The organism is Acinetobacter sp. ANC 4169, from assembly GCF_002135355.1.
Classification (GTDB): Bacteria; Pseudomonadota; Gammaproteobacteria; order Pseudomonadales; family Moraxellaceae; genus Acinetobacter.
In genome coordinates this window covers 43,595-70,578 of record NZ_NEGE01000004.1, presented here as the reverse complement: position 1 = coordinate 70,578, position 26,984 = coordinate 43,595, and the positions used below count along the sequence as shown (strand labels likewise).

The window sequence follows — 26,984 nt, the reverse complement described above, 5'->3', positions numbered from 1 at the left end:
ATGAATGCCTTAACCCAAGAACTGGTTGAATTACTGAGCCTGGAAAAAATTGAAGAAAACATTTACCGAGGGCAAAGCCGTAACCTGGTGGGCAAGCGTGTCTTTGGTGGACAGGTATTGGGGCAGGCATTACGCGCAGCATCCTATACGACGGATCGTCCTGCACATTCATTGCATGCCTACTTTTTATATGGCGGAGATATCAACGCGCCGATTATTTATGAAGTCGATCGCATCCGGGATGGCAAGAGTTTTGTCAGCCGCCAAGTGCGTGCCATCCAGCATGGCCGTACCATTTTTATGTGTATGGTCTCTTTCGCACCACAGGAAGAAGGTCTGAATTACCAGATTTCAGAGCCTGAGTATCCACCTGCAGAAAGCCTGAAAAATGAAGCGGAACTGATCAAGCAGATTATTGAGTTTATTCCGGAAAATGTCCGTGCGTCTTTTACCCGTGATCGTCATGTGGAAATTCGCCCGGTCAATCCGCAAAATCCTTTCCAGCCTCAGCCTGAAGCGCCGTCTTATGCGCATTACATTCGTACCCATGGCCAGATTGCCCAAAAGGTCGATGAAATTTCATTGCATCAGGCCATTGCTGCGTTCTATTCGGACTTTACCTTAATGACCACGGCCTTGCGTCCGCATGGCTTAAGTTATTTATCACCGAGTTTGCAATGTGCCAGCATTGACCATGCCATGTACTTCCATAAGCCATTCCGTGTTGATGAATGGATGCTTTACGATATGGATGCCACTATCAGTGCCAGTTCGCGTGGACTAAATTTCGGCCGCATGTGGCAAAATGGGGAGCTGGTGTGCAGTACCACCCAAGAAGGTTTGATTCGCCTGCGTGAAATTGAAACCCAATAAGGGCTTAAATACCGTAAAAAAACCGGACCTGCTGTCCGGTTTTTTTTTATGCAAATGTTTATTGGCAATGTGGGATGTCGTCAGAGACATCTTTATGGCAGCCATGACCCGGATGGGCAAAGGCCACGCTTATATTGAGTAGCAGGGCTGTCATCAGCAGAATTCTTTTCATATCGATCCTTTTTTATTATTGGCTGAGGGGTATTTATGCATAAGCAGATTTTATGCCATCAGTTGATCAAAGTATTGCTGATTCAGATAAAGTGAGCCTGATGCTTTGATCGATCTATGCTGAGCTTGTGACAAAAAATTCCTCGATTCTAAAAATAGGCCATGGCATAGTGCCTGTCAGGACTTAATGATAAAAAGCATGTCGTGATGAGCTTAAATACACAAATATTGATTGCTGCAATTTTAGGGATAGCATTTGGGTTCCTGTTAAACCTGTTTCCAAATACCCAGTTTTTTGATGTCAGTCTTTATAGCTTGGGTCTAGCCAGCAGCATTTTTATTGGTTTGTTGAAAATGTTGCTCATTCCACTGATTTTCAGTTCAATTGTGGTCGGAGTTTCAAACTTGCAGGCCGGTGGACAACTGGGGCGGGTCTGGAAAATCACGCTGCTGTGCTGTGTCACCACCACCACTTTGGCGCTCATTTTAGGTTTGAGCTGTGCGCACCTGTTTAATGTGGGCAAGGGCGTGGATATTGTGATGTTTCAGGATGCCATGAGCAGCCATCAAACGCCGGATACCTTAACGCCATCATCCTTCTTTACCAACTTTATTCAGAATACCCTGATTAATCCGTTTAAAGCTTTTGCCGAAGGTAATGTGCTGGCCGTGGTGGTATTTGCCTTGTTGATTGGGGTGGCATTGGTCAAAGGTGGGGATAATTTCCGCAGTGTGCGTAAATTAAGCCTGCAATTTTTTGACATCATGATGCTGATGATTAGCTGGGTGATGAAGCTGGCACCGCTCGGTATTTTTGCCTTGCTGGCAAAACTGATTTCAACTGAAGATATTTCCGTGTTAAGCCGTCTGGCCGAGTTTGCTGCGGTGGTAACCGGAACCACCATTTTTCATGGTGCAGTGGTATTGCCATTGCTGCTCTGGGTGTTTGGTAAGATGAGTCCAGTCACTTTTTTCAAGGGCACCCGAGCCGCGCTGATTACCGCATTTGCCACCAGTTCCAGTTCAGCCACCATGCCTTTGTCGATGAAATGCGCTCAGGAAAATTTAAAGGTACGTCCACAAACCGCAGGCTTTGTGATTCCATTGGGCACCCAGCTGAATATGGATGGTACGGCATTGTATGAAGCTGCTGCTGCCTTGTTTATTGCCAACTTGATGGGGCTGGATTTAAGTATCGGTCAACAACTGATTGTCTGTGCAACTGCTATGATTGCCTCTCTGGGTGCGCCAGGGATTCCAAGTGCAGGTATGGTCACCATGATTATGGTATTGCAATCGGTCGGTTTACCGGCAGAAGCGATTGCGATTTTACTGCCGATCGACCGTTTGCTGGATACCGTGCGTACCGTGGTCAATGTTCAGGGCGATATGATGATTAGTGTGGTGGTCGATCGTTATAGCCGTGAACCAGAAGTGTCCTAATCCATTTCCCAGCTGGGATTAAACACAATTTCCCAGATATGGCCATCTGGATCTTGGAAATAACCCGCATAGCCGCCGTAAAAGGTGGCTTGTGCGGGTTTAATGATTTTGGCACCGGCATGTGCTGCCTGGGCCATAACCTGATCCACTTCCAGAGGGCTATAGACATTATGCCCCAAGGTCATTTGCGTCGGACACATCGGGCTGGACTCCAGACCGGTATCCTGTTGAATGCTGCTTTGTGGCCATAATGCCAGTTTCAGACCGGACTGCAGTTCAATAAAGGCCACTGCACCATATTCAAATTCCTGTCCAATAATTCCTTCACAGTGCAGGCCTAGGCCTTCACGATAAAAATGCAAAGATGCTTCCAGGTCGCGCACCCCCAGTGTAATGACTGAAATCCGTGCTTGCATACCGTTATCCTTATTGTTGTTTTTTTGGACTTTTATCTTAGAACAAATAAAAAGCAGGGCATAAAGCCCTACTGTGTGGAAATTGTATACATGAATTGAACTATCAAATGAATGATCAAAAGGACTAGGCCACTTTCAGTCTGGCTGCACGTTTGGCAGCAGGGGAACGATTGAGATACGCAAGGGCATCTTCAGTTTTGGCTTCGTGCAGTGGATCGTACCATGGCATTAAATAGCCCAGTTGCTGTGACACCAGCCAGAATGGACTAGGCATTAAATTGTTGTCACGCTGTGCAATGGCATACCATTCGCGCCAGATCCACGGTTTGTAAACGGCAGGACGGATAGACTGAAAACGCGGATCCTGCTTGAGTAGATGCGCGGTACCATCCACCCACAAGCCAATGACCGCCACAATCACAATCACGCTTAAATAATAACGGGCAATATAGCCTCCACCTAAATGACGATACAAATCAAAGGCTACAGTACGGTGTTCAATTTCTTCTGCGCCGTGCCATTTGATCAGATCCAGCATGGCCGGATCGGCGCCCAGCCTTTCCCATTCCTGATTATACAGGGCATATTTTCCCAGTACGCAGGTCATGTGTTCCACGGTGGCAATAATTCCAAGGCGGAACAGGTCCCATTGATGTTCAAGCAATTTAGGTACTTTTAAACCCAAAGGTTGATCGGCAAGTAATTTCGTAAACAGGAAATTCATCACATCCAGATTGCGCTGGATATCAATGTTGCGTGCAGTTAGATATTCTTTATTGGCCGAGTTGTGTGCCTGGGCATGCATGGCTTCCTGACGGACAAAGGCCTGTACATCCTGTTTCAGTTTTTCATCCTGAATCTGCGGCAAAACCTTGTTATATAAACGACAGAACCAGAATTCGCCAGCAGGTAAAATCATATTGATTTCATTGATGAAATAGCTGATATAAGGCTGCTGTGGAATCCAGTCAATCGGGGTGTCCTGCCACTCGAATTTTACTTTACGCGGATGAATATGATAGGCAATCGATGAGCCGAGTTTGGAATTTCTTAAACGGGAGAGAAGTTTCATCATACTGTCCTTATTGTTTTAGCGTGCAGTGCTGCACTTGAGCTCAAGGTCAGTATGAAAAAAATGTCCCGCATTGTGATTAGCAATACAGGACACGGAAATATCAATTGATGATGATCTTTGTCGGACAAACTACATCAATCAGCTTGTCGGCTTGCATCGGTGGCATCTTCAGCAATTTCGGTCTCACACTCATCTTCTACGACATCTAAAGATTCGAGTGGTTCATCCAGATCATTGAGTTCATCGGCAGTGGCTTCAGGGATGCTGTCCAAATCGAACTGGGTGGATTGCTCAAGGGTAAAGTTCAAACGGCCACCCATCACACTGGCCAGTTCTTCTAGGCCTTGCTTGTTGAGTGACGAGAATAATTGAATGGAGAAATCCAGCTTCATCTTTTTCAATGCAGCTTTTACTTCCTGCAAGGCTTTCGATGCAGGACCACGGTTCAGCTTATCTGATTTGGTTAATAGCACATGCACGAACAATTTACGCGAGTGAGCCCATTCCAGCATCATGACATCGAAATGTTGCAGCGGATGACGAATATCCATCAGCAACACCAGACCTTGCAAGCTCTGACGATGAATCAGGTAATTTTCCAGCTCTTTTTGCCACACAATTTTCATGGCTTCCGGTACGGCTGCATAGCCATAACCTGGCAAATCGACCAGACGCTGATCCGGGTTGCCCAAACTAAAAAAGTTGATCATCTGGGTACGGCCCGGCTTTTTCGAGGCACGTGCCAACTGCTTTTGATTGGTTAATGCATTGATAGCGCTGGATTTACCGGCATTAGAACGACCGGCAAAAGCAATTTCATAACCGCTATCTTCCACACAAAGATTCAGTTTGGGCGCACTCATTAAAAATTCAGCTTTACGCAACCAGTTCAATGCGCGAACAGAGTACTCAGTAATGGCAGAATCAACTTTTTTCTCGTAGCTGATCTTTTGCTTAGGCGCACTGGCTGTCTTACTGTTTTTGGATTTTCCTCTGCTGTGATGCATAACTCAACTTCAATAAATGATCTACAAGCGAACATTATAAAGGAAGTCGTTCGGGCAAGCGAACTTTGCAAGCCAAAGACAGGGAATTAAAGATTGATCATCTGAATAGGAGACTGGGTGGTGAACTTGGCGATTGGGGAGGTATTTAACACCTGAGCCAAGGTGTATTGATCCAGACTGCGATAAAACTGTTCCAGGGCCTGATCGAGAATGTCTTTCAAGCCGCAATGGCTGCGCAGCACGCAAGGAGGCGTGTTGCATTCTACAATCTGGTTTTCACCCTGCAGAATTCGCACAATTTGCCCCAGTTTGAGTTCTAGCGCTTCAGGATTCAGACCAATACCACCACCTTTGCCGCGCGTGGTAATCAACCAGTTCTGTTTTCCCATAAAGTGGACAATTTTCACTAAATGGTTTTTTGACACATGCAAATCCTGAGCAATTTCTGCAATGGTATAAGGCATATCTCGCGGCTGGGCGATATACATTAAAATGCGCAGGGCATAGTCAGTAAATTTATTCAGTTGCATGATAATACTGATATTTTTGAATGAAAATTAGGGCTAGTCTAGCATAACCGGACTAACCCTCTCTTGATTTTGTGCTGACGCAGCAGATTAGTGCTTAACGCCACCTGTACCAAAAGCTTCACTGTGAATATTTTTAGCAGGAATGCCGCGAGCAACCAAAGCCTTTTGTTGTGCAGCCATAAATGGCATTGGGCCGCAGAGGTAATAGTCGGCATTGGCTGGTAACAATGCGCTATCAAGCGTGCTTAAGTCTAGACGACCGGCAACATCATAATCTTCACCTAATTTATCGCTTGCATGCGGGAATTCATAAGCGGTAAATGTGCTTAGGCGCGGATATTTTGCTTTCAAATCCTGAATGTGCTGATGCATCGCATGCACTTGTTTGCTACGGCAAGCATGGATGAATGTCACAGGCTGTGGCATGTCTAGCGTCACCAGCTGATTAAGCATGGCAATCATTGGAGTTAGGCCTACACCACCACTGATAAAGACATTACGTTTATTTGGATCAATCAGGTAGAAATTACCTGTTGGTGCAGAAACTTCAATCTCTGAACCTTCAGGCAAGCCATGTAGAGTATTCGATACCCAACCTGGAACCATGTCACCTTTTTGGTCTTCACGTTTCACGGAAATACGCAAATAGTCTGCTTGCGGGCAAGTTGAAAGCGTATATTGACGCGGTTGTTTTAAGCCAAGTTCTTCGACGAAAACACGCACTGAAATATATTGGCCGGCTTCGTATTTCGGCAATGCACCGCCGTCTGCAGGTTGAAGATAGAACGACGTGATTTCATCGCTTTCAACGACTTTCTTGGCAATCTTGAAGTTACGCCAGCCTAACCAGCTGCCTTTAGTCTGTTCGTGCTGATCGTAAATGGCTTTCTCAGTGCTGATGAACAGGTCTGCCAATTGGCCATAAGCCGCTGCCCAAGCGCCAATCAGTGGATCTTCCATTGAAATGCTGAGGACTTCACTGATGGAATGCAGCAGGTTTTCCCCAACAATACTGTAATCCGGCGCTTTAATATTCAGGCTAACGTGTTTGTGCGCGATCAACTCTACCACTGGTAAAAGTACAGACGGATCTTCAATGTTTTCAGCATAAGCCAACACTGCACCTGCCAATGCTTGAGCCTGTGCGCCGCTGCGCTGGTGCCCCATATTAAAAGTTTCTTTTAGATCAGGATTGTTACCCAACATACGGTTATAAAAATAACCGGTCAGGGCTACGCCATTTTCACGAAGTACAGGAACAGTGGCTTTTACAAGGTCAATTTGCTGCGGAGTCATAGCTGATCTCTCATGGCTGTTATTTATAAGATGTATTTAAAATACATCTTATAAAATCTTTTTACAATACATGTTTCTCATAAAACCATAAAAAAATTATGGGATATAAAAATATCCCATAATTCACGCATTATTAATCAGTTTCTTGAATTACCTTTTGCTGAAAAGCGAACCGAGCAGACCACGGACAATTTTTTGTCCCGTGCTACCACCCAGGCTGCGGGCGGCACTTTTAGCAAAAGTACCGACAGTATCTTGAATCAGCTTTTCTCGCTGTTTGGCTGCGCGTTCCGCTTCTTTTTGCTGCTCTTGTGCCAGGCGCTGTTGTTCGCGTGCCTGTTGCTTGGCAAAAGCCTCAGCATCTTTGGCTTGCTGTTTTTCTAAAGCCTCTTTTTCTTTTGCGACCGCTTTTTCTTGTTCAGCTTGAATGGCTTGTTGTTGGCGTTCTGCGACTTTGTTTTGCAACATTTCAAACGCACTTTCTCTGTCAAGCTGTTGTTCATAAACACCTGCCACAACACTTTGTGCTATGAGTGTTTTACGCTCATCTAGAGAAATGGGGCTGAAGGAAGAATAGGGCGGCATCACCCAGCCGCGTTGCACCATTTGCGGGGTGCCTTGTTCATCCAAACAGCTAATTAAGGCTTCACCCACAGCCAGTTCGGTAATGGCCTGATCGACCTTAAATTCGGGATTGGCACGGAAAGTATCGGCTGCGGTTTTGACCGCTTTCTGGTCTTTAGGCGTGAAGGCACGCAATGCATGCTGGACACGGTTACCCAATTGTCCTAAAACACTTTCAGGTAGGTCCAGTGGATTCTGGGTAATAAAGTAAATGCCGATGCCTTTGGAGCGAATCAATCGCACTACTTGTTCAATCTTTTCCTGTAGGGCGGGGCTAGCATTGTCAAAAAGCAGATGTGCTTCATCAAAGAAGAACACTAGTTTGGGTTTATCCATATCACCGACTTCAGGCAACTGTTCAAACAGTTCGGACAACATCCACAGCAAAAAGGTGGCATACAGTTTAGGCGTATTCATCAATTTATCTGCAGCCAGTAAATTGATGGTGCCACGGCCTTGGCTATCGGTCTGGATAAAATCCATGATATCTAATGCAGGTTCACCAAAAAACTGATCTCCGCCCTGATCGGCCAGTGCCAGTAAATTGCGTTGAATGGCGCCTAAGCTGGCAGGAGACAGGTTGCCATATTCAGTCTTGAATTCAGCAGCATGTTCACTTACATAGCTAATCATCGACTTCAAGTCTTTAAAATCAATCAGCAATAAACCCTGATCATCGGCTATGCGGAACACTGCTGAAAGTACACCTTCCTGGGTGTCATTCAGATTTAATATTTGCGCCAGTAACAACGGACCTATCTCAGATACTGTGGTGCGAATGGGATGGCCCTGCTCACCGAACAAATCCCAAAACACCACCGGTGATGCCGCAAAGGGAATCGATTCAATATTCAGGCTTTTAATCCGCGCATCAAATTTAGCATTACTTTCACCAGCTTTGGCAAGACTCGAAACATCGCCTTTTGCATCGGCTAAAAATACCGGCACACCAATGCGGGAAAAATTCTCTGCCAATACTTTTAAGGTTACGGTTTTACCGGTTCCGGTGGCTCCGGCAATCAGGCCGTGGCGGTTGGCAAATTGTGAATGTAAAACAATTTCTTGTTGTGTATCGGTGGTTTTCTTGGCAATAACGATTGGTGTGCCCATATTTTTTCCTATTCTATTTTATTCGTGTTGTTGCGTAGGCAACTGTTTTAATGCGTTTTCTATATCTTGTATTAAATCTGCAGGATGTTCTAGTCCTATGCAAAAACGAACCAATAAACCTTGTTGTAAATGTGTATGTGGCAACACCCGCATATCTTTCAGGTTATACAGCATGGCCAGACTGACCGGCCCGCCCCAGCTAAAGCCCAGCTTAAACAGTTCCAGTGCATCGCAGAATCTACGAATATCTTCCAGGGTATATTCAGGTTTAAAAATCACACTGACCAGACCTGCACTTTGTTCATCTATACAAATTTCTTTCCAATATGAGTGTCCTGCTGAAGCTTCATCTGCAGGATGCAAGACCTTTACAAATTCTGGCTGTTGTTTGAGCCAGTCGAGTAAGGTTAATGCGCTTTGTGATTGATGCTGATAACGCAGTTGCATTGAAGCCAGACTACGTTGTACTTGTGCAACATCATCCCCCGACACGCTAATCCCCTGAATAGCATGCATACGGAATAATTGGTGATGCAGCTTTTTGTCGCGAGTCACCACGGAACCCATCAAAATATCCCCGCCGCCACTTGGATATTTGGTCAGCGCATGCACAGTCATATCCACTGCCAAATGCTCATCACCAAAATCAAAGGCATTAAAGGCCAGACCTGCACCCCAGGTATTATCTAAAGCTGTCAAGATATTATGCTGCTTTGCTTTTTTCACTAAACCCGCTAAATCTGGAAATTCTAAAGTCACGGAACCTGCAGCCTCTAACCAGATGAGTTTGGCTTTCTCTGTTGGCTGAAAAGTATCTGCATCAATCGGGTTATAGACTTCTACAGTAATGCCATAACGCGTTTGCAGGTTGCGCAAATGTTCCATATTGGGACCATAAATATTGTCTGCCACCCAGACTTCATCGCCCTGACTTAAAAAGCAGGAATTGACCAGATTAATCGCGGATAAACCACTCGGGGCCAGCAGGCAATATTGCCCACCTTCAATCTGGGCAATGTTGTCCGCTAAAGTAAAGGTTGTTGGCGTGCCGTGGGTGCCATAACTATAGTCATAGTCATCGGTCCAATGGCGATTAAATAGTGCATCGGTGTTGTTAAAAATAATGGTAGATGCACGAAACAGGGGAGGTTGAACGCTAGAAATATATTGTGGGGCTTTTCGTGGTGCATGAATGAGTGTGGTTTGTGGGTTTTTTTTCAAGGGACTGCTCTAAGTCGTATCAAAATTAGTCTTAGCTTAAGAGAAACACGCGAATTAGGCTATATAAATGCCAAAATGTATAGAAACGTTAAACCGCACATAAAGTTGGCTTCATTCTTGCTAAATCTACGACAGAGCTAAAACAATAGGTAGGGGCGGATGAAGTCGCATTTAAAGGTACATTATTTTCAGCATATTGCTGGTGAAGGGTTCGGCAGTTGTTATCAATATTTAAAACAGCATCACGCTAAAATTAGTGCAACGGAGTTTTTTGCCTTACCGCTGGATCGACCGCTCGATATCGAGGCTTTACCGCAAGTTGAAGAAGTCGATTTGCTCATTATCATGGGTGGAACCATGAGTGTGAATGATGAGGCAAATTATCCCTGGTTAAAGATAGAAAAGCGCTGGATTCGACGTTATTTGTCTATGGGTAAACCTGCGATAGGCTTGTGTCTAGGCGGGCAGTTGATCGCCAATGCTTTGGGTGCGGCGGTCAGGCGCAATGAACAACAGGAATTGGGTTGGACTACAGTGCGTAAAGTGCAGCATGTGCCTGAAGAATGCTTTGAATTGCCAGCGCAATTTAAGATCATGCAATGGCATAGTGAAACCTTTGAAATTCCCAAAGGCGCCATTCATTTGGCTGAAAATGATGTTTGCCGCAACCAGATGTACCAGATTGGTAAAAATGTGCTGGGATTTCAGTTTCATCCTGAAATTACATCCGAGACGCTAAAGCTGTTTTTAGAAAATGACGAAGAGCTAGAGGGTTTTTCAGGTGAATATGTGCAAACTGAACAGCAATTAAGAAAAGCAGATAAAACTAATTTTAGTGAAGGAAATCAAATACTAAATCAAGCAATAGAGTATGTTTTACAAAAAACCTCATGCTGATTTATTTTTAAACAAAAGTGTAAATGGATGAACGGAAAAAAAGAGCAAAAAGTTGAAAAGAGATTTGCTTAAGCGTTAAACAATAGCTATAATAAGCGACCCTTTGATGAAAGGGGGTTGACTACGAATAAAGTAGTTAACATCGTGACAGTCGTGGCATCGATCATGACCTTAGTGATAATTCACTGCTCTTGACACTTACCCATATAAAAGTGGAGTGAGATGCGTCAAGGGTGATTCTTTATATATTTGGCTTGGAGTTAACTGGTATGTCTAACCAGAGAATTCGTATCCGTCTTAAGTCTTTTGATCACCGTCTAATTGATCAATCAGCTCAAGAAATCGTAGAAACAGCAAAACGTACTGGCGCACAAGTTTGTGGTCCAATTCCAATGCCTACACGCATTGAACGTTTTAACGTTTTAACATCACCACACGTTAACAAAGATGCGCGTGACCAATACGAGATCCGCACTTACAAACGTTTGATCGACATCGTTCAACCTACAGATAAAACTGTTGATGCATTGATGAAGTTAGATCTTGCAGCTGGTGTTGATGTTCAGATCGCATTGGGTTAAGGCTTTCGGTTAATTAACGCTCTAAGTTAATTAGGCCGCTTTTTTAGAGGTTTATGCACATGGCTATTGGTTTAGTCGGTCGCAAGTGCGGTATGACTCGTATCTTTACAGATGCTGGTGTTTCTGTACCTGTAACAGTGATTGAGGTTGATCCTAACCGCATCACTCAAATCAAAACGCTTGAAACTGATGGTTATCAAGCGATTCAAATCACTACTGGTGAACGTCGCGAATCTCGCGTAACTAACGCTCAGAAAGGTCACTTTGCGAAAGCTGGTGTTGCTGCTGGTCGTCTGGTTCAAGAATTCCGTACTACAGAAGCTGAGCTTGAAGGTCGTGAAGTTGGCGGAACTATCGGTGTAGATTTGTTCGCAGTTGGTCAAGTTGTTGACGTAACTGGTCAATCTAAAGGTAAAGGTTTCCAAGGTGGTGTTAAGCGTTGGAACTTCCGTACCCAAGATGCTACTCACGGTAACTCATTGTCTCACCGTGTTCTAGGTTCTACAGGTCAAAACCAGACTCCTGGTCGCGTGTTCAAAGGCAAAAAAATGGCTGGCCATTTAGGTGCTGAACGCGTAACTGTTCAAGGTCTTGAAATTGTATCTATCGACGCTGAACGTTCAGTTCTCGTTGTTAAAGGTGCGATTCCTGGTGCTACTGGTGGCGACGTTACTGTTCGTCCTACGATCAAGGCCTGAGGGGAAATAACGTGAATTTAAATACTGTTTCCGGCTCTGCTGTTGAATTATCTGAAGTTGCTTTCGGTCGTGAATTTAACGAAGCTCTTGTACACCAAGTTGTTACAGCTTATTTAGCTGGTGGTCGTCAAGGTTCGAAAGCTCAGAAATCACGTGCTGACGTATCTGGCGGTGGTAAAAAACCATTCCGTCAAAAAGGTACTGGCCGTGCGCGTGCTGGTTCTATTCGTAGCCCGATCTGGGTTGGTGGTGGTAAAACTTTTGCCGCTCGTCCACAAGATTGGTCTCAAAAAGTTAACCGTAAAATGTACCGCGGTGCTATGCAATGCATCCTAGCTGAACTTGTTCGTCAAGATCGCTTGGTTTTAGTTGAAGAGTTTGCTGTTGCTGCTCCAAAAACTAAAGAGTTGCTTGCAAAACTTAACGACTTGAATGCTACTCGTGCATTAATCGTTACTGATGCTGTTGATGAGAACTTGTATCTTGCTGCACGTAACATTCCACACGTTGATGTGGTTGATGCTGCTGCAATTGATCCTGTTAGCTTGATCGCGTTCGACAAAGTTGTTATGTCTGTAGCTGCTGCTAAGAAAATTGAGGTAGAACTCGGATGAACAACGAACGTATCTATCAAGTCCTACAAGGACCTGTATTCTCAGAAAAAGCACAAGTTTTAGGTGAAGCTGCTGGTGTTCAAGTTTTTAAAGTTGCACTTGATGCAAACAAACTTGAAATCAAAAAAGCAGTGGAACAACTCTTTGGTGTTCAAGTGGTTAAAGTTAACACTACGATCACTAAAGGTAAGACTAAACGCTTTGGTAAAACATTAGGACGTCGTTCTGATGTTAAAAAAGCATACGTCACCCTGAAAGCTGGCCAAGATGTTGAAATGGCTGACTTGGGCGATACCGCTGAAAGCGCAGCGGAATAAGGACGAGAATTATGCCTATTCAAAAATGTAAGCCAACGTCACCAGGACGTCGCTTTGTAGAGAAAGTCGTTCACGACCATCTTCACAAAGGCGCACCTTATGCTCCGTTGGTTGAAGCTAAAAAACGTACTGGTGGTCGTAACAATAACGGTCACATTACAACTCGTCACGTTGGTGGTGGTCATAAACAACACTACCGTCTTGTCGACTTCAAACGTAACAAAGACGGCATTCCAGCTGTAGTTGAACGTATTGAATACGATCCTAACCGTACAGCTCATATTGCTCTATTAAAATATGCTGACGGTGAACGTCGTTACATCATTGCGCCTAAAGGTTTGCGTGCTGGTGATAAAGTACAATCTGGTAACGATGCTCCAATTCGTCCAGGTAACTGCTTGCCACTTCGTAACATGCCTATCGGTTCTACTCTTCACAACGTCGAGCTTAAAATCGGTAAAGGCGCACAATTGATGCGTTCTGCTGGTACTTCTGCTCAATTGTTGGGTCGTGACGGTTCTTACGCAATCATTCGTCTTCGTTCAGGCGAAATGCGTAAAGTACACGTTGAATGTCGCGCTGTTTTGGGTGAAGTTTCTAACTCAGAAAGCAACCTTCGTTCACTAGGTAAAGCTGGTGCATCACGCTGGCGTGGTGTTCGTCCTACCGTTCGTGGTATGGCGATGAACCCGGTTGACCATCCACACGGTGGTGGTGAAGGGCGTAACAAAGGTATTCAACCTGTAAGCCCATGGGGTCAAAAAGCTAAAGGGTACAAGACACGTACCAATAAGCGTACGACTAAGATGATTATTCGCGACCGTCGCGTTAAGTAACAAGTAAAGGAATCTGACAATGCCTCGTTCTCTGAAAAAAGGCCCATTCGTCGATGCGCACTTGTTCGCTAAGGTTGAAGCGGCTGTAGCGAGTAACTCTCGCAAGCCGATCAAAACTTGGTCGCGTCGTTCGATGATACTCCCAGATTTTGTTGGTTTAACAATTTCTGTTCATAATGGTCGTAACCATGTTCCGGTGATTGTATCTGAACACATGGTTGGTCATAAACTCGGTGAATTCGCGCCAACTCGTACCTATCGTGGTCACGGTGTTGACAAGAAGTCTAAACGTTAAGGTGCGATGATGGAAGTTACTGCTAAATTACGCGGTGCCGCTATCTCGGCACAAAAAGCTCGTTTGGTTGCAGATCTAATCCGTGGCAAATCTGTTGCTCACGCTTTAAATATCTTGAACTTCAGCAATAAAAAAGCTGCAGTTTTAGTTAAAAAAGCGTTGGAATCTGCAATTGCAAACGCTGAACATAATAACAGTTTAGATGTAGACGACCTTAAAGTATCTACGATTTACGTTGATGAAGGCATCAGCCTTAAACGTATTATGCCACGTGCTAAAGGCCGTGCAGATCGTATTACTAAGCGTACTTGTCACATCACCGTTAAGGTAGGGGTTTGATATGGGTCAGAAGGTTCATCCAATCGGTATCCGCCTAGGTGTTGTGAAACGTCATAACGCTAACTGGTATGCGAATCCGAAACAATACGCTGAATACTTGCTTAAAGATTTGCAAGTTCGTGAGTTTTTAATTAAAAAACTTAAGAATGCAATGATCAGCAATATTCTTATCGAACGTCCTACAGGCGCTGCTAAAATTACGATTAGCACTGCTCGTCCTGGTATCGTTATCGGTAAAAAAGGCGAAGACATTGAAAAATTACAACGCGAATTAACATCTATTATGGGTGTTCCTGCGCAAGTAAGCATCAACGAAATCGATCGCCCAGACTTAGACGCTCGTTTAGTTGCTGAAGCTATCGCTTCTCAATTAGAAAAACGTGTAATGTTCCGTCGTGCTATGAAGCGTGCGGTTCAAAACACTATGCGTGCTGGTGCTAAAGGTATCAAAGTTGAAGTTTCTGGTCGTTTAGGTGGTGCTGAGATTGCACGTACTGAATGGTATCGTGAAGGTCGTGTACCTTTGCATACACTTCGTGCGGACATCGACTACGCTACTATGCGTGCTGAAACTACTTACGGTACGATTGGCGTTAAAGTTTGGATTTTCCGTGGTGAGATCTTAGGTGGCATGAAACAAGTCATGAACCCTGCTCCTGCTGAAGAACGTCCAGCTAAACGTGGTCGCGGTCGTGGTGAAGGTCAAGAGCGTCGTGGTCGTCGCAATGATCGTTCTGCTGAAAAAGGAGAATAATCCATGTTGCAACCTAAACGTACTAAGTTCCGTAAGGTTCAAAAGGGCCGTAACACTGGTCTAGCGCACCGTGGTAGCACCGTATCTTTCGGTTCTATCGCACTTAAATCTATCGAGCGTGGTCAAATGACAGCTCGTCAGATTGAAGCTGCGCGTCGTACAATCAGCCGTCGTGTAAAACGTGGTGGTAAGATCTTTATCCGTGTTTTCCCAGACAAACCAATTACTGAAAAACCATTAGAAGTTCGTATGGGTAAAGGTAAAGGTTCTGTGGAATACTGGGTTTGTCAAATCAAACCAGGTAAGATCTTGTACGAAATGGAAGGTGTAAGCGAAGAATTAGCACGTGAAGCGTTTACGCTTGCTGCTGCTAAGCTTCCGTTTAAAACCGCTATCGTGACTCGGACGGTAATGTAATGAAAACTAAAGATCTACGTGAAAAATCGGTAGAAGAGTTGACAGCTTTGCTTGATGAGCAACAGCTTAACCAATTCCGTCTTCGTATGGCGAAAGCAACTGGTCAATTGGGTAAATCGCATGAAGTTGCGCTTACTCGCAAGACTATTGCTCGTATCAAGACACTCCTTACCGAAAAACAGGGGAACGGACAATGAGTGAACAAACAGTTCGCACGTTAACCGGCAAAGTTGTAAGCGACAAAATGGACAAGTCTATTGTTGTGCTTATTGAACGCCGCGTTCAACACCCGTTGTATGGCAAATCAATCCGCCGTTCAACAAAATTACACGCTCATGATGAGAACAATGTTGCTAAAACTGGCGACGTAGTGACCATTAAAGAAAGCCGCCCAATTTCTAAAACTAAAGCTTGGGCTTTAGTGGAAGTTATTGAAGCTGCTGCTGAGTAATTAGACGTTCTTGTTGCATCATCGGTTAATTTCGAGTACTCTTTGAGCCTTTCGAAATACTGACCGGTGATGCTCGGTTTTGGAGTAGGGCAATGATTCAAACCGAAAGTATGCTCGACGTAGCAGACAACAGTGGTGCTCGCCGCGTACAATGTATTAAAGTACTTGGTGGTTCACATCGTCGTTATGCTTCTGTTGGCGACATTATTAAAGTTACTGTAAAAGAAGCTATTCCACGCGCACGTGTTAAAAAAGGTGACGTGATGAATGCTGTAGTTGTACGTACAAAATTCGGTGTACGTCGTCCGGATGGTTCTATCATCCGTTTTGATGACAATGCTGCTGTGATTTTGAACAACAACAAAGCGCCGATTGCAACTCGTATTTTCGGACCAGTGACTCGTGAACTTCGTACTGAACAGTTCATGAAAATTATTTCATTGGCTCCTGAAGTTCTATAAGAGGCACTCATGGCTAAGATTAAAAAAGGCGATCAAGTTATCGTGATCGCAGGTAAAGAAAAAGGCAAACAGGGTACTGTTCTGTCTGTTTCAAATGACCGTGTTATGGTTGAAGGCCTTAACTTGGTTAAGAAGCATCAAAAGCCGAACCGTGCAACAGGTGCTGAAGGCGCTGTAGTTACACAAGAAGCTTCGCTTCATATCTCAAACGTGGCAGTTTTTAATGCTGCAACCCAAAAGGCTGACCGTGTTGGTTACCAAACGATTGAAGGCGTGAAAACTCGCGTTTACAAATCTAATGGTGAATCAGTGGCGGTAGCGAAGTAATAGGTTGAAATAGGCAATGGCCAGACTTAAAACACGTTACAACGACGTACTTAAAGCTCAGTTACAAGAGCAATTAGGCGTTAAAAATGTGATGGAGATTCCTCGCATCACTAAAATCACCATTAACATGGGTGTTGGTGCGGCATCAGCTGACAAGAAATTGTTAGATGGCGCTCTTTCTGATATGCAAGCGATTGCTGGTCAAAAACCAGTTCTTACTCTAGCTCGCAAATCAATCGCTGGTTTCAAAATCCGTGATGGTTGGCCGATTGGTTGTAAAGTTACTTTACGCGGCGAACAAATGTACGAATTCTTAGACCGTTTGATCTCTATCGCGATCCCTCGTATTCGTGACTTCCGCGGTTTTTCTGCGAAATCATTTGATGGTCGTGGTAATTATTCGATGGGTTTGAAGGAACAAATCATGTTCCCTGAAATCGATTTCGATAAGATTGATCGTATTCGTGGTATGGATATTACCGTTACTACGACTGCTCGCACCGATGACGAAGGCCGTGCGCTTATGCGTGCATTCGGCTTCCCGTTCAAATAAGAGGTCGATATGGCTAAGAAAGGTATGATTAATCGCGAATTGAAACGCGAAAAAACAGTTGCTAAATTTGCTGCAAAACGTGCTGAATTAAAAGCTACGATTGCAAATGTAAATGCGAGCGACGAAGAACGTTTCGATGCGATGATGAAGTTACAGGCATTACCACGTAATGCATCTCCAGTGCGTCTTCGTAACCGTTGTGGTTTAACTGGTCGTCCTCATGGTTACTTCCGTAAGTTCGGTCTAAGCCGTAACAAACTACGTGATACAGTAATGCAAGGTGATGTACCGGGCGTTGTTAAGGCAAGCTGGTAAGGAGCACTATAAATGAGTATGCAAGATACCGTTGCCGACATGCTAACACGTGTTCGTAACGCACAAATGGCAAAGAAACAAACTGTTTCTATGCCTAATTCTAAGTTGAAGGTTGCTATTGCAAACGTTCTTCAACAAGAAGGTTATATTTCAAACGTAGAAGTTGCGGATGCTGAAGGCAAACCAACTTTAACAATTACGTTAAAATATTTTGAAGGCAAACCAGTTATCGAAACTGTGAAGCGCGTAAGCCGTCCAGGTCTTCGCCAATATCGCGGTAAAGATGCACTTCCTAGCGTTAAGCAAGGTTTAGGTATTGCAATTGTTTCTACAAGCAAAGGCATCATGACTGATCGCGCTGCACGTGCTGCGGGCATCGGTGGTGAAGTTATTGCTTTTGTTTCTTAATAGGTGATTCCTCATGTCTCGTGTGGCTAAAGCCCCAGTAACTGTACCTAACGGTGTAACAGTTACTCAGAACGGCCGGCAGGTCGAAGTGAAAGGCAGCAAAGGTACATTGTCTTTCAACCTGCATGCGCTGGTCGAGCTAAAACAGGAAGAAGGTCAACTTCAAATTGCTCCTAAAGCTGAGTCGAAAGACGCTTGGATGCAAGCTGGTACTGCTCGCGCTGTGTTAAACAACCTTGTAAAAGGTGTTAGCGAAGGTTTCGAACGCAAGTTACAACTTATCGGTGTTGGTTATAAAGCTGCGGTTAAAGGTAACGTTGTTAACCTTAACCTTGGTTTCTCTCACCCGATTGATTACAACCTTCCAGAAGGTGTAACTGCTGAAACTCCTACTGCAACTGAAATTGTTCTTAAATCTGCTGATAAAGCAGCTTTAGGTCAAGTTGCTGCAGATATCCGTGGTTACCGTCCACCAGAGCCTTATAAAGGTAAAGGTGTTCGTTATTCTGACGAAGTTGTACTTCGTAAAGAAGCTAAGAAGAAATAAGGCGCGAGGTTCTTATGAACGAAAAGAAACAATCCCGTTTGCGTCGTGCGAAAAGCACACGCTTGCACATTCGTGCATTGGGTGCGACTCGCTTGTGTGTAAACCGCACTCCGCGTCACATCTATGCTCAAGTTATCTCAGCAGATGGTGGCAAAGTTTTAGCGCAAGCTTCAACTTTAGATGCTACTTTACGTGCTGGTACAACTGGTAACGTTGATGCAGCGACTAAAGTAGGTGCTTTAATCGCAGAACGTGCTAAAGCAGCTGGCGTTACTAAAGTTGCATTTGACCGTTCTGGTTTCAAATATCATGGTCGTATCAAAGCCTTGGCTGATGCTGCTCGTGAAAACGGCTTGGAGTTCTAATCATGGCTAAAGTTGAACAAAACGAAGGTCTTGTTGAAAAGCTGGTTGCCGTTGATCGTGTAGCCAAAGTTGTTAAGGGTGGTCGTATCTTCTCTTTCACAGCATTAACTGTTGTGGGTGATGGTAATGGTCGTGTAGGTTTTGGTCGTGGTAAAGCACGTGAAGTTCCAGCTGCTATTTCTAAAGCACTTGAAGCTGCTCGTCGCAACATGATCACTGTTGATCTTGCAGGTACTACTCTGCAACACCCTGTGAATGCTCGTCATGGTGCAAGCCGTGTTTACATGCAGCCTGCTTCTGAAGGTACTGGCGTAATTGCTGGTGGCGCGATGCGTGCTGTTTTGGAAGCTGCTGGTGTACATAACGTACTTGCTAAATGTTACGGTTCTACTAACGCTGCTAACGTAGTTAACGCAACTTTCAAAGGTTTGCGTGATATGACTTCTCCTGAGAAAGTCGCTGCGAAACGTGGTCTTTCAGTAGAACAAATTCAAGGGTAATCAATCATGAAAACGATTAAAGTTACCCAGACTAAATCTTCTGCGCACCGCTTGAAAAATCACAAGCTTAGCCTTCAAGGTTTAGGTCTGCGTCGTATTGGTCATACTGTAGAAGTGCAAGATACGCCTTCTAACCGTGGTATGATCAACCAAGTCTACTATATGGTTAGTGTAGAGGAATAAGCCATGACTCTGCGTTTAAATACTATTGCACCTGCAGAAGGTGCTAAACGTGACAACCTTCGTTTAGGCCGTGGTATCGGTTCTGGCGTTGGTAAGACTGGTGGCCGTGGTGTCAAAGGTCAAAAATCACGTAAGAGCGGTGGTGTACGTCCAGGTTTCGAAGGTGGTCAAACTGCGTTATATCGTCGTTTGCCTAAATTCGGCTTCACTAGCCAACTTGCTTTAAAAACTGCTGAAGTACGTTTATCAGAGCTCGCTAAAGTTGAAGGTGATATCATTTCACTTGAAACTTTAAAAGCTGCCAATGTTGTACGTAAAGATATGACTCGTGCTCGTATCGTACTTTCTGGTGATATTACTCGTGCATTCACTGTACAAGGTGTTGCTTTGACTAAAGGCGCTAAAGCTGCTGTTGAAGCTGCTGGCGGTAAAGTCGAGGAGTAATCGCTAGTGTCTATGTCTCCTAGTTCTTCAGGTCATGTCAACATGATGAAAGGCCAGCCATTTCATGTGAAATATCGTGAAATTATTCGTCGATTAATGTTTTTGGTTGGCGCATTATTGGTCTTTCGACTAGGAGCACATATACCACTGCCGGGTATTGATAATGTCGCTTTAGAACGTTTTTTCAAAGCTAATGAAGGTACTTTCTTAGGTTTGTTTAATATGTTCTCTGGCGGAGCATTAGAGCGAATGTCAATTCTTGCGTTGGGGATCATGCCATACATTTCTGCATCGATTATCGTGCAGTTAATGTCGACTGTGGTTCCTTCGCTGGAAGCATTAAAGAAAGAAGGCGAGCAGGGTAAGCGTAAGATTAATCAATATACGCGTTACGGCACGTTATTACTTGCATTGGTACAAGGTGTGGGTATGTGTGCTGGTCTGATTAGCCAAGGGATTACCTTGACTTCAGGACTGGCTTTTTACATTCCTGCTGTAACTTCGTTGGTTGCAGGCACCATGTTCTTAATGTGGTTGGGAGAGCAAATTACCGAACGTGGTGTTGGTAATGGCATCTCGATGATCATTTTCGCAGGTATTGTTGCTGGTTTGCCTACAATTGTAATTCAAGCTTTCACTTCGGTGGATAACGGTCAATCAAGTTTAATTGGTCTGGCTGTGTTTGCATTACTTTCAGTTGCGGTTCTTGCTGCGATTGTATTTATTGAAAAGGCTCAACGTCGTATACCGGTTAACTATGCTCAAAAGCAACAAGGGCGTCGCGTATTCACTGCACAGCAGACACATTTGCCATTGAAATTGAATATGGCAGGGGTTATTCCAGCAATTTTCGCTAGTTCGTTATTGTTGTTCCCTGCAAGTTTAGGTCAATGGTTAGGTAGTTCTGATCCAAATGCGGGAATCGTAAAGCGTAGCCTACAAGATTTGGCATTGGTATTATCGCCTGGACAACCTTTGTATTTGGTGCTCTTCGGTGCGTTAATTATCTTTTTCTGTTATTTCTATACTGCACTTGTGTTCAGTCCTAAAGAAGTATCAGAAAACTTGAAACGCAGCGGAGCTTATGTACCTGGTATTCGCCCAGGTGAGCAAACTGCTCGTTACTTAGATCATATTCTTAATCGTTTGACGTTTATTGGTGCAATTTACATTACGATCATCTGTTTAATGCCGATGATTCTGCAAAGTTCTTTTGGTATTCCATTTCATTTGGGTGGTACATCTTTGTTGATCGTAGTAGTAGTTGTGATGGACTTTATGGCTCAGCTGCAAGCTCATCTCACTTCGCACCAGTATGACAATCAAACGTTAATGAGAAAAACGACTGCTCATCCTAAGGGATAAGCGCACTTGAGGTTTCATCATGAAAGTACAAGCTTCTGTTAAAAAAATTTGTGGTAGCTGTAAAGTTATCCGTCGTAATGGGGTTATCCGCGTGATTTGTAGCGCTGAACCTCGTCATAAGCAGCGTCAAGGTTAATCTGATCAAGACCTGTTGATTTCAGTAGGCTAATTAGGTTATTATCCGCCCCTCAAGATATTTGTGGGGCGGTTGATTATCTCTACTGCCTTTTTGGAGAAAGTGAATGGCTCGTATTGCCGGTGTAAACATTCCGGATAACAAGCATGCTGTTATCTCCCTCACGTATATTTTTGGTATCGGTCGCCACACTGCTAAGAACATCTTAGCTGCTGCGGGTATTGCACCAACTACCAAGATCCGTGAATTGGATGATGCTCAACTTGATGCGATTCGTGCAGAAATTACCAAGGTTCCGACCGAAGGTGATTTACGTCGCGAAATTTCCATGAACATTAAACGTTTAATGGATTTAGGCTGCTACCGCGGTCTTCGTCATCGTCGCAGCTTGCCTGTCCGTGGACAACGCACCAAAACTAACGCACGTACCCGTAAAGGTCCGCGCAAACCTATTAAGAAATAAGATTTCTGGAAGCTAAAAGATGGCTAAAGATACACGCACACGCAAGAAGGTCACTCGTACCGTCTCTGAAGGTGTTGCACACATTCACGCTTCTTTTAATAACACCATTGTGACTATTACCGATCGTCAAGGTAATGCACTGGCTTGGGCTACCTCTGGTGGACAAGGCTTCCGTGGATCACGTAAATCAACTCCGTTTGCTGCTCAGGTAGCTGCTGAAGTTGCTGGTAAAGCTGCTTTGGATTACGGTTTGAAAAACTTGGACGTCCTTGTAAAAGGTCCTGGTCCTGGTCGTGAATCTGCGGTTCGTGCTTTAGGTGCAGTGGGTTATAAAATTAACAGCATTACCGATGTGACGCCAATCCCGCACAACGGTTGCCGTCCACCTAAAAAACGTCGTGTGTAAGGAGAATCATTCATGGCTCGTTATATTGGTCCAAAATGCAAACTCTCTCGCCGCGAAGGGACAGACCTGCAATTAAAATCTGGCGTTAAACCATTTGACGTCAAAACTAAAAAACATGCTAAAGCACCTGGCCAACATGGCGGGGCTCGTGGCAGTAAACAATCTGAGTACTCACTACAATTACGTGAAAAACAAAAAGTACGTCGTATGTACGGTGTGTTAGAACGTCAATTTAGTAACTACTATAAAGAAGCTGCTCGTGTTAAAGGCGCAACAGGTGAAAACTTGTTGAAACTGCTTGAAAGCCGTCTTGATAACGTCGTTTATCGCATGGGTTTTGGTTCTACACGTGCAGAAGCTCGTCAGCTTGTATCTCACCGTAGCATTACTTTGAATGGTCGTCGTGTTAACATCGCGTCTATCCAAGTTAAAGCTGGTGATGTAATCGCGGTTCACGAAGGTGCTAAACAACAATTGCGTATTAAAGGCGCAATTGAATTGGCTGCTCAACGTGGTATCCCTTCTTGGATGGAAGTTGACCATTCAAAATTAGAAGGTACGTTTAAAGCTGCACCGGATCGTTCTGATTTACCTGCTGAAATCAACGAAAGCTTGATTGTAGAATTGTATTCTAAATAATCCTTGAGGTAGCAATAATGACGCGTACTGCAAATGAGTTTCTAACTCCGCAAGCGATCAAGGTCGAAGCGGCTAGCGGGACCTCGGCAAAAGTGATTCTAGAACCATTAGAGCGTGGCTTTGGTCATACTCTTGGTAATGCTTTACGTCGTATCCTTCTTTCTTCTTTACCTGGCGCTGCTGTGGTAGAAGTTGAAATAGAAGGGGTTGAGCACGAGTACAGTACCTTGGAAGGCTTGCAGCAGGACATCGTCGAGCTCTTGCTGAACCTAAAAGGATTGTCGATTAAGCTGTTCGATCAAAACGAAGCATATTTAACATTAGAAAAACAAGGTCCAGGCGATGTAACAGCCGCTGATCTTCGTTTACCTCATAATGTTGAAGTGGTAAACCCTGAGCATTTGATCGGCACTTTGAGTGCATCAGGCAATTTAAAAATGCGCCTGAAAGTTTCTCAAGGTCGCGGTTATGAAACTTCTGATTCACGTTTCCCAGAAGGCGAGACTCGCCCTGTGGGTCGCTTACAGTTAGATGCTTCTTATAGCCCAATCAAGCGCGTGTCTTACACAGTGGAAAACGCTCGTGTAGAACAACGTACTGACCTTGATAAATTGATCATTGATCTTGAAACCAATGGTACAGTTGATCCTGAAGAAGCAATCCGCAAAGCGGCAACAATCTTGCAACAACAAATTGCAATTTTTGTTGATCTTCAGAAAGATCAAGCTCCTGTTGCTCAAGAGCCTCGCGAAGAAGTGGATCCAATCTTGCTTCGTCCAGTAGATGATCTAGAGCTTACTGTTCGTTCTGCTAACTGTTTGAAAGCAGAAAATATTTACTACATCGGTGACTTGGTTCAACGTACTGAAGTGGAGTTGTTAAAAACTCCTAACCTTGGTAAAAAATCGTTAACTGAAATCAAAGATGTTCTGGCTTCTAAGGGCTTACAACTCGGCATGCGTTTAGAGAACTGGCCACCAGCTAGTCTCCGTATGGACGATCGTTTCGCCTATCGTAGCCGTTAATTAAGTAGGACTATCACCATGCGTCATCGTAATAGTGGTGTGAAATTAGGCCGTACAAGCAGTCATCGTAAAGCGATGTTCCAAAACATGGCTAACTCTTTGTTCGAGCACGAGTTGATTAAAACAACTGTGCCTAAAGCTAAAGAGTTACGTCGTGTAGCTGAGCCTTTAATCACTTTAGCTAAAAACGATACTGTTGCAAACCGTCGTTTAGCGTTTGCTCGTACTCGTTCAGCAGCAACTGTTGGTAAATTATTTACCGTTCTTGGCCCTCGTTACAAAGAACGTAACGGCGGTTATCTACGTGTTCTTAAAGCGGGCTTCCGTGCAGGTGATGCTGCACCGATGGCTTACGTTGAGCTAGTAGATCGCGAAGTTAACTAATTTCGCAAGAATAGCTTCAGTTGTTCTAAAAAAGACCGGTGTTTCACCGGTCTTTTTTATGCCTGTTGTTTTTTCATTGTTTGACAATTTATGCTTTTGTCCTGAACTGACATATTTTTTATCAGTTTTGTACAAACTTGACATTGAGTATTGTCAATTTTGTGGTTTAATAAAATAAAGCTTAAACAGGTTATAAAAAGAACATGGAAAAACATATTGATGTCTTGATTATAGGTGCCGGTATTTCTGGTATTGGTCTTGCTGTTCATCTTTCTAAAAACTGTCCACAACGCCAATTTGAAATTATTGAGCGTCGCGAAAGTTTTGGTGGAACCTGGGATTTATTTAAGTATCCTGGAATTCGTTCCGATTCGGATATGTCAACCTTTGGTTTTAATTTTAAACCGTGGCAAAAAGCCAGTGTTCTGGCAGATGGACCATCCATCAAGAATTATTTATCTGAAGTGATTGATGAGTATCAGCTCAAAAATAAAATACATTTCCAGCACCGGGTGTTAGCTGCAAATTATAATTCAGCCACTCGAAAGTGGAATGTCGAAATTGAAGATGCATCCCAAAAAAAGCAAACCTGGGTGGCAAATTTCGTTATAGGTTGCACCGGTTACTATAATTACGATCAAGGCTTTCAGCCAGAATTCCCTAGTCAGTCTGCATTCAAGGGCGATTTCATTCATCCGCAGCATTGGCCTGAGCAACTCGATTATTCAGGTAAAAAAGTAGTGATTATTGGCAGTGGGGCAACAGCAATTACCTTGGTGCCAGCCATGGCGAAAGGTGGGGCATCTCATGTCACCATGTTGCAACGTTCACCGACCTATATCGCCTCGGTTCCTTCGATTGATTTGGTCTATGACAAAATGCGCAAATACTTGCCAGAAGATGTGGCCTATAAATTAACGCGTGCACGTAATATTGGCATGCAGCGTGGTATTTATGCATTGGCACAGAAACAGCCTAAATTACTGCGTAGTTTGCTGTTGAAATCAATTGAATTTCAGCTCAAAGGTAAGGTGGATATGAAACATTTTACTCCGAACTATGAGCCATGGGATCAACGTTTATGTGTGGTGCCAGATGGTGATTTATTCAAGATTTTACGTGAAGGCCGTGCATCAGTTGAAACTGATCAAATTGAAAAATTTACTGAAACTGGTATTCAATTAAAATCAGGCAAGCACTTGGATGCGGATATTATTGTCTCTGCAACCGGACTCAATATTCAAATTTTAGGCGGCATGCAGGCCACGATTGATGGCAAGCCGATGAATACCTCTAAACATATGCTGTATCAGGGCATCATGGTCAGTGATGTGCCAAACATGGCAATGATTATTGGCTATATCAATGCCTCTTGGACACTGAAAGTGGATATTGCGGCAGATTATATTTGCCGTTTGATCAATCATATGGACAAAAACGGCTATGATGAAGTGCGTCCTCAAGGCGATGTGACCGAGTTAATGGAAGATACCGTCATGGGCAGTTTATCTTCAGGCTATATTGCCCGTGCCGCAGATGTGATGCCAAAACAGGGCAAGCATGCACCTTGGAGCGTATCCAATAATTATCTGGCTGACCGTAAACAATTAAAGCATGCGCGCTTTGATGATGGCGTACTTAAATTCCATAAGCGTGAGCAAAAGGATAATAAAAACGTGACACCGCGTTTGGTCTCATGATTGAGTTTTCTTATTAAGCCTGATTGTTATTTAAAAAAGGAGCAAAATGCTCCTTTTTTTATGCATATTGAATCACGAGTTCAAGTTGTAATCTTTAGTTCTGCGGCAAACTCCTACATGATGGAACAAAACGAATTAAGCCAGCATAGGAATAAGTTTTGAGTATTTTAGCGCGTGAATACCAGTTGTCATTTCATTCTTATTTCATTTATGCCAAATCATGGCAGTCTGCTGAAGCTAATCCAGAATTGGCACCGATTATATTGATGCATGATTCACTGGGCAGTGTGGCTTTATGGCGTGATTTTCCTGCGCAACTTGCAGCTCAGACCCAGCGTGTTGTATATGCCTATGACCGGATTGGCTTTGGGCAATCATCCGTCAATGACCAATCTTTGGCACTGGATTTTGTCATGACTGAAGCGACCCATGGATTTAAGGTTGTGCTTGATTATTTTGATCTGAAACATTTTATTGTGCTCGGTCATAGTGTAGGTGGGGGAATGTCCGCAGCCATTGCTGCTGAATATCCACAGTGCTGTAAGGCTTTAGTGACTGGAATTTACGTGAGGTGCTGCCACAAGTACAATGCCCAAGCTTGGTCATTCATGGTGAGTTGGATGAATATGCAACAACAGCACAGCCGCAGAAAATCTTTGCAGGAGTGAAGGGAACCGCTGAATTGCAGATATTGCAAGGTCTGCATCATATGCCGCATAAAGAACAACCGGAACAGGTGCTGGCGTTGATTACTGGATTTTTAGCAGACATTGCCTAAAAGAAAAAAGCCCATCAACA

40 protein-coding genes and 1 pseudogene are annotated in these 26,984 nt (G+C 44.0%); 34 read left to right on the top strand and 7 right to left on the bottom strand.

What is annotated here, in order from left to right; genetic code table 11:
- The gene (locus tag B9T26_RS04340; RefSeq protein ID WP_086198541.1) at positions 1 to 873 is read left to right on the top strand and encodes an acyl-CoA thioesterase; all 873 of its coding nucleotides are present in this window, start codon (positions 1 to 3) and stop codon (positions 871 to 873) included.
- 378 nt (positions 874 to 1,251) lie between these two features.
- Positions 1,252 to 2,487 carry a dicarboxylate/amino acid:cation symporter gene (locus tag B9T26_RS04335; RefSeq protein WP_086198540.1) on the top strand — a complete coding sequence of 412 codons (1,236 nt, stop codon included), beginning with the start codon at positions 1,252 to 1,254 and terminating at the stop codon, positions 2,485 to 2,487.
- Here the strand turns inward: B9T26_RS04335 and B9T26_RS04330 are convergent.
- From B9T26_RS04330 to B9T26_RS04300, 7 genes are all read right to left on the bottom strand, one after another.
- Positions 2,484 to 2,903 carry a VOC family protein gene (locus tag B9T26_RS04330; RefSeq protein WP_086198539.1) on the bottom strand — a complete coding sequence of 140 codons (420 nt, stop codon included), beginning with the start codon at positions 2,901 to 2,903 and terminating at the stop codon, positions 2,484 to 2,486. The two genes, B9T26_RS04335 and B9T26_RS04330, sit on opposite strands and share 4 nt — an antisense overlap.
- Positions 2,904 to 3,027: 124 nt before the next feature.
- Positions 3,028 to 3,975 (bottom strand): metal-dependent hydrolase, encoded by a 948-nt coding sequence (locus B9T26_RS04325; RefSeq protein WP_086198538.1) that lies wholly within the window; start codon positions 3,973 to 3,975, stop codon positions 3,028 to 3,030.
- Between the two features lie 137 nt (positions 3,976 to 4,112).
- Positions 4,113 to 4,985, bottom strand: a complete 873-nt coding sequence (gene yihA / locus B9T26_RS04320) for a ribosome biogenesis GTP-binding protein YihA/YsxC (protein WP_086198537.1) — start codon at positions 4,983 to 4,985, stop codon at positions 4,113 to 4,115.
- An 86-nt stretch (positions 4,986 to 5,071) separates the two neighbouring features.
- A complete protein-coding gene (locus tag B9T26_RS04315) occupies positions 5,072 to 5,515 on the bottom strand; it encodes an RrF2 family transcriptional regulator (protein WP_086198536.1) in 444 nt (147 codons plus the stop codon).
- 87 nt (positions 5,516 to 5,602) lie between these two features.
- Positions 5,603 to 6,811: an NO-inducible flavohemoprotein gene (gene hmpA, locus B9T26_RS04310; protein ID WP_086198535.1), complete on the bottom strand. Its 1,209-nt coding sequence runs from the start codon at positions 6,809 to 6,811 to the stop codon at positions 5,603 to 5,605.
- Between the two features lie 150 nt (positions 6,812 to 6,961).
- The gene (locus B9T26_RS04305; RefSeq protein WP_086198534.1) at positions 6,962 to 8,545 is read right to left on the bottom strand and encodes a helicase HerA-like domain-containing protein; all 1,584 of its coding nucleotides are present in this window, start codon (positions 8,543 to 8,545) and stop codon (positions 6,962 to 6,964) included.
- Between the two features lie 18 nt (positions 8,546 to 8,563).
- A complete protein-coding gene (locus B9T26_RS04300; RefSeq protein WP_086198533.1) occupies positions 8,564 to 9,766 on the bottom strand; it encodes a PLP-dependent transferase in 1,203 nt (400 codons plus the stop codon).
- Between the two features lie 159 nt (positions 9,767 to 9,925).
- On the opposite strand from B9T26_RS04300, the gene B9T26_RS04295 reads away from it, so the two are divergent.
- From B9T26_RS04295 to B9T26_RS15790, 32 genes and pseudogenes are all read left to right on the top strand, one after another.
- Positions 9,926 to 10,663 (top strand): type 1 glutamine amidotransferase, encoded by a 738-nt coding sequence (locus B9T26_RS04295; protein ID WP_086198532.1) that lies wholly within the window; start codon positions 9,926 to 9,928, stop codon positions 10,661 to 10,663.
- A gap of 269 nt (positions 10,664 to 10,932) precedes the next feature.
- A complete protein-coding gene (rpsJ, locus tag B9T26_RS04290) occupies positions 10,933 to 11,244 on the top strand; it encodes a 30S ribosomal protein S10 (protein WP_000070912.1) in 312 nt (103 codons plus the stop codon).
- A 59-nt stretch (positions 11,245 to 11,303) separates the two neighbouring features.
- Positions 11,304 to 11,942 (top strand): 50S ribosomal protein L3, encoded by a 639-nt coding sequence (gene rplC, locus B9T26_RS04285; protein ID WP_086174461.1) that lies wholly within the window; start codon positions 11,304 to 11,306, stop codon positions 11,940 to 11,942.
- Positions 11,943 to 11,953: 11 nt separating this feature from the next.
- Complete coding sequence (gene rplD / locus B9T26_RS04280; protein ID WP_086195774.1) at positions 11,954 to 12,556, top strand: 50S ribosomal protein L4; 603 nt, start codon at positions 11,954 to 11,956, stop codon at positions 12,554 to 12,556.
- The gene (gene rplW, locus B9T26_RS04275) at positions 12,553 to 12,873 is read left to right on the top strand and encodes a 50S ribosomal protein L23 (protein ID WP_086174459.1); all 321 of its coding nucleotides are present in this window, start codon (positions 12,553 to 12,555) and stop codon (positions 12,871 to 12,873) included. The genes rplD and rplW overlap by 4 nt, the downstream gene beginning before the upstream one ends.
- Before the next feature lie 11 nt (positions 12,874 to 12,884).
- The gene (rplB, locus tag B9T26_RS04270; RefSeq protein WP_086174458.1) at positions 12,885 to 13,709 is read left to right on the top strand and encodes a 50S ribosomal protein L2; all 825 of its coding nucleotides are present in this window, start codon (positions 12,885 to 12,887) and stop codon (positions 13,707 to 13,709) included.
- Between the two features lie 19 nt (positions 13,710 to 13,728).
- On the top strand, positions 13,729 to 14,004 hold the full coding sequence (gene rpsS / locus B9T26_RS04265) for a 30S ribosomal protein S19 (protein WP_004869548.1): 276 nt from the start codon (positions 13,729 to 13,731) through the stop codon (positions 14,002 to 14,004).
- 9 nt (positions 14,005 to 14,013) lie between these two features.
- Positions 14,014 to 14,343 carry a 50S ribosomal protein L22 gene (gene rplV, locus B9T26_RS04260; protein WP_004754247.1) on the top strand — a complete coding sequence of 110 codons (330 nt, stop codon included), beginning with the start codon at positions 14,014 to 14,016 and terminating at the stop codon, positions 14,341 to 14,343.
- Between the two features lies 1 nt (position 14,344).
- Positions 14,345 to 15,161: pseudogene (gene rpsC, locus B9T26_RS04255) on the top strand (30S ribosomal protein S3).
- The gene (gene rplP / locus B9T26_RS04250) at positions 15,101 to 15,514 is read left to right on the top strand and encodes a 50S ribosomal protein L16 (protein WP_086174456.1); all 414 of its coding nucleotides are present in this window, start codon (positions 15,101 to 15,103) and stop codon (positions 15,512 to 15,514) included. The pseudogene rpsC and the gene rplP overlap by 61 nt, the downstream one beginning before the upstream one ends.
- Complete coding sequence (gene rpmC / locus B9T26_RS04245; RefSeq protein ID WP_004650482.1) at positions 15,514 to 15,711, top strand: 50S ribosomal protein L29; 198 nt, start codon at positions 15,514 to 15,516, stop codon at positions 15,709 to 15,711. The genes rplP and rpmC overlap by 1 nt, the downstream gene beginning before the upstream one ends.
- Positions 15,708 to 15,965: a 30S ribosomal protein S17 gene (rpsQ, locus tag B9T26_RS04240; RefSeq protein ID WP_004650481.1), complete on the top strand. Its 258-nt coding sequence runs from the start codon at positions 15,708 to 15,710 to the stop codon at positions 15,963 to 15,965. The genes rpmC and rpsQ overlap by 4 nt, the downstream gene beginning before the upstream one ends.
- Positions 15,966 to 16,057: 92 nt before the next feature.
- Positions 16,058 to 16,426, top strand: a complete 369-nt coding sequence (gene rplN / locus B9T26_RS04235) for a 50S ribosomal protein L14 (protein WP_086174455.1) — start codon at positions 16,058 to 16,060, stop codon at positions 16,424 to 16,426.
- A 9-nt stretch (positions 16,427 to 16,435) separates the two neighbouring features.
- Entirely contained in the window at positions 16,436 to 16,753 is a 318-nt protein-coding gene (gene rplX / locus B9T26_RS04230) for a 50S ribosomal protein L24 (RefSeq protein WP_086198531.1), read from the top strand.
- 16 nt (positions 16,754 to 16,769) lie between these two features.
- Positions 16,770 to 17,306 (top strand): 50S ribosomal protein L5, encoded by a 537-nt coding sequence (rplE, locus tag B9T26_RS04225; protein ID WP_086174453.1) that lies wholly within the window; start codon positions 16,770 to 16,772, stop codon positions 17,304 to 17,306.
- 9 nt (positions 17,307 to 17,315) lie between these two features.
- Positions 17,316 to 17,621, top strand: coding sequence for a 30S ribosomal protein S14 (gene rpsN / locus B9T26_RS04220; RefSeq protein ID WP_086174452.1), 306 nt, complete (start codon positions 17,316 to 17,318; stop codon positions 17,619 to 17,621).
- A gap of 12 nt (positions 17,622 to 17,633) precedes the next feature.
- On the top strand, positions 17,634 to 18,029 hold the full coding sequence (rpsH, locus tag B9T26_RS04215) for a 30S ribosomal protein S8 (RefSeq protein ID WP_086174451.1): 396 nt from the start codon (positions 17,634 to 17,636) through the stop codon (positions 18,027 to 18,029).
- A gap of 13 nt (positions 18,030 to 18,042) precedes the next feature.
- Positions 18,043 to 18,576 carry a 50S ribosomal protein L6 gene (rplF, locus tag B9T26_RS04210; RefSeq protein WP_086174450.1) on the top strand — a complete coding sequence of 178 codons (534 nt, stop codon included), beginning with the start codon at positions 18,043 to 18,045 and terminating at the stop codon, positions 18,574 to 18,576.
- 14 nt (positions 18,577 to 18,590) lie between these two features.
- Complete coding sequence (rplR, locus tag B9T26_RS04205) at positions 18,591 to 18,941, top strand: 50S ribosomal protein L18 (protein WP_053579516.1); 351 nt, start codon at positions 18,591 to 18,593, stop codon at positions 18,939 to 18,941.
- Between the two features lie 2 nt (positions 18,942 to 18,943).
- Positions 18,944 to 19,441, top strand: a complete 498-nt coding sequence (gene rpsE / locus B9T26_RS04200; RefSeq protein ID WP_004657688.1) for a 30S ribosomal protein S5 — start codon at positions 18,944 to 18,946, stop codon at positions 19,439 to 19,441.
- Between the two features lie 6 nt (positions 19,442 to 19,447).
- Complete coding sequence (gene rpmD, locus B9T26_RS04195; RefSeq protein WP_004691302.1) at positions 19,448 to 19,624, top strand: 50S ribosomal protein L30; 177 nt, start codon at positions 19,448 to 19,450, stop codon at positions 19,622 to 19,624.
- A 3-nt stretch (positions 19,625 to 19,627) separates the two neighbouring features.
- Complete coding sequence (gene rplO / locus B9T26_RS04190; protein ID WP_086174449.1) at positions 19,628 to 20,068, top strand: 50S ribosomal protein L15; 441 nt, start codon at positions 19,628 to 19,630, stop codon at positions 20,066 to 20,068.
- Between the two features lie 45 nt (positions 20,069 to 20,113).
- Positions 20,114 to 21,433 (top strand): preprotein translocase subunit SecY, encoded by a 1,320-nt coding sequence (gene secY, locus B9T26_RS04185; RefSeq protein WP_171262932.1) that lies wholly within the window; start codon positions 20,114 to 20,116, stop codon positions 21,431 to 21,433.
- A gap of 19 nt (positions 21,434 to 21,452) precedes the next feature.
- Positions 21,453 to 21,569, top strand: coding sequence for a 50S ribosomal protein L36 (rpmJ, locus tag B9T26_RS04180; RefSeq protein ID WP_000867907.1), 117 nt, complete (start codon positions 21,453 to 21,455; stop codon positions 21,567 to 21,569).
- Between the two features lie 106 nt (positions 21,570 to 21,675).
- On the top strand, positions 21,676 to 22,032 hold the full coding sequence (gene rpsM / locus B9T26_RS04175) for a 30S ribosomal protein S13 (RefSeq protein WP_086174447.1): 357 nt from the start codon (positions 21,676 to 21,678) through the stop codon (positions 22,030 to 22,032).
- Positions 22,033 to 22,051: 19 nt separating this feature from the next.
- A complete protein-coding gene (gene rpsK / locus B9T26_RS04170) occupies positions 22,052 to 22,438 on the top strand; it encodes a 30S ribosomal protein S11 (protein WP_001040166.1) in 387 nt (128 codons plus the stop codon).
- Positions 22,439 to 22,450: 12 nt separating this feature from the next.
- Positions 22,451 to 23,077, top strand: coding sequence for a 30S ribosomal protein S4 (gene rpsD, locus B9T26_RS04165; protein ID WP_086195760.1), 627 nt, complete (start codon positions 22,451 to 22,453; stop codon positions 23,075 to 23,077).
- 17 nt (positions 23,078 to 23,094) lie between these two features.
- Positions 23,095 to 24,102, top strand: coding sequence for a DNA-directed RNA polymerase subunit alpha (locus tag B9T26_RS04160; RefSeq protein ID WP_004869497.1), 1,008 nt, complete (start codon positions 23,095 to 23,097; stop codon positions 24,100 to 24,102).
- 18 nt (positions 24,103 to 24,120) lie between these two features.
- The gene (gene rplQ, locus B9T26_RS04155; RefSeq protein ID WP_004281488.1) at positions 24,121 to 24,486 is read left to right on the top strand and encodes a 50S ribosomal protein L17; all 366 of its coding nucleotides are present in this window, start codon (positions 24,121 to 24,123) and stop codon (positions 24,484 to 24,486) included.
- Between the two features lie 203 nt (positions 24,487 to 24,689).
- Complete coding sequence (locus B9T26_RS04150; RefSeq protein ID WP_086198529.1) at positions 24,690 to 26,186, top strand: flavin-containing monooxygenase; 1,497 nt, start codon at positions 24,690 to 24,692, stop codon at positions 26,184 to 26,186.
- Positions 26,187 to 26,344: 158 nt separating this feature from the next.
- Entirely contained in the window at positions 26,345 to 26,854 is a 510-nt protein-coding gene (locus B9T26_RS04145; protein ID WP_227518762.1) for an alpha/beta fold hydrolase, read from the top strand.
- On the top strand, positions 26,758 to 26,964 hold the full coding sequence (locus B9T26_RS15790; protein ID WP_227518761.1) for an alpha/beta fold hydrolase: 207 nt from the start codon (positions 26,758 to 26,760) through the stop codon (positions 26,962 to 26,964). Before B9T26_RS04145 ends, B9T26_RS15790 begins: the two co-directional genes overlap by 97 nt.
- The last annotated feature ends 20 nt before the right edge of the window (positions 26,965 to 26,984 follow it).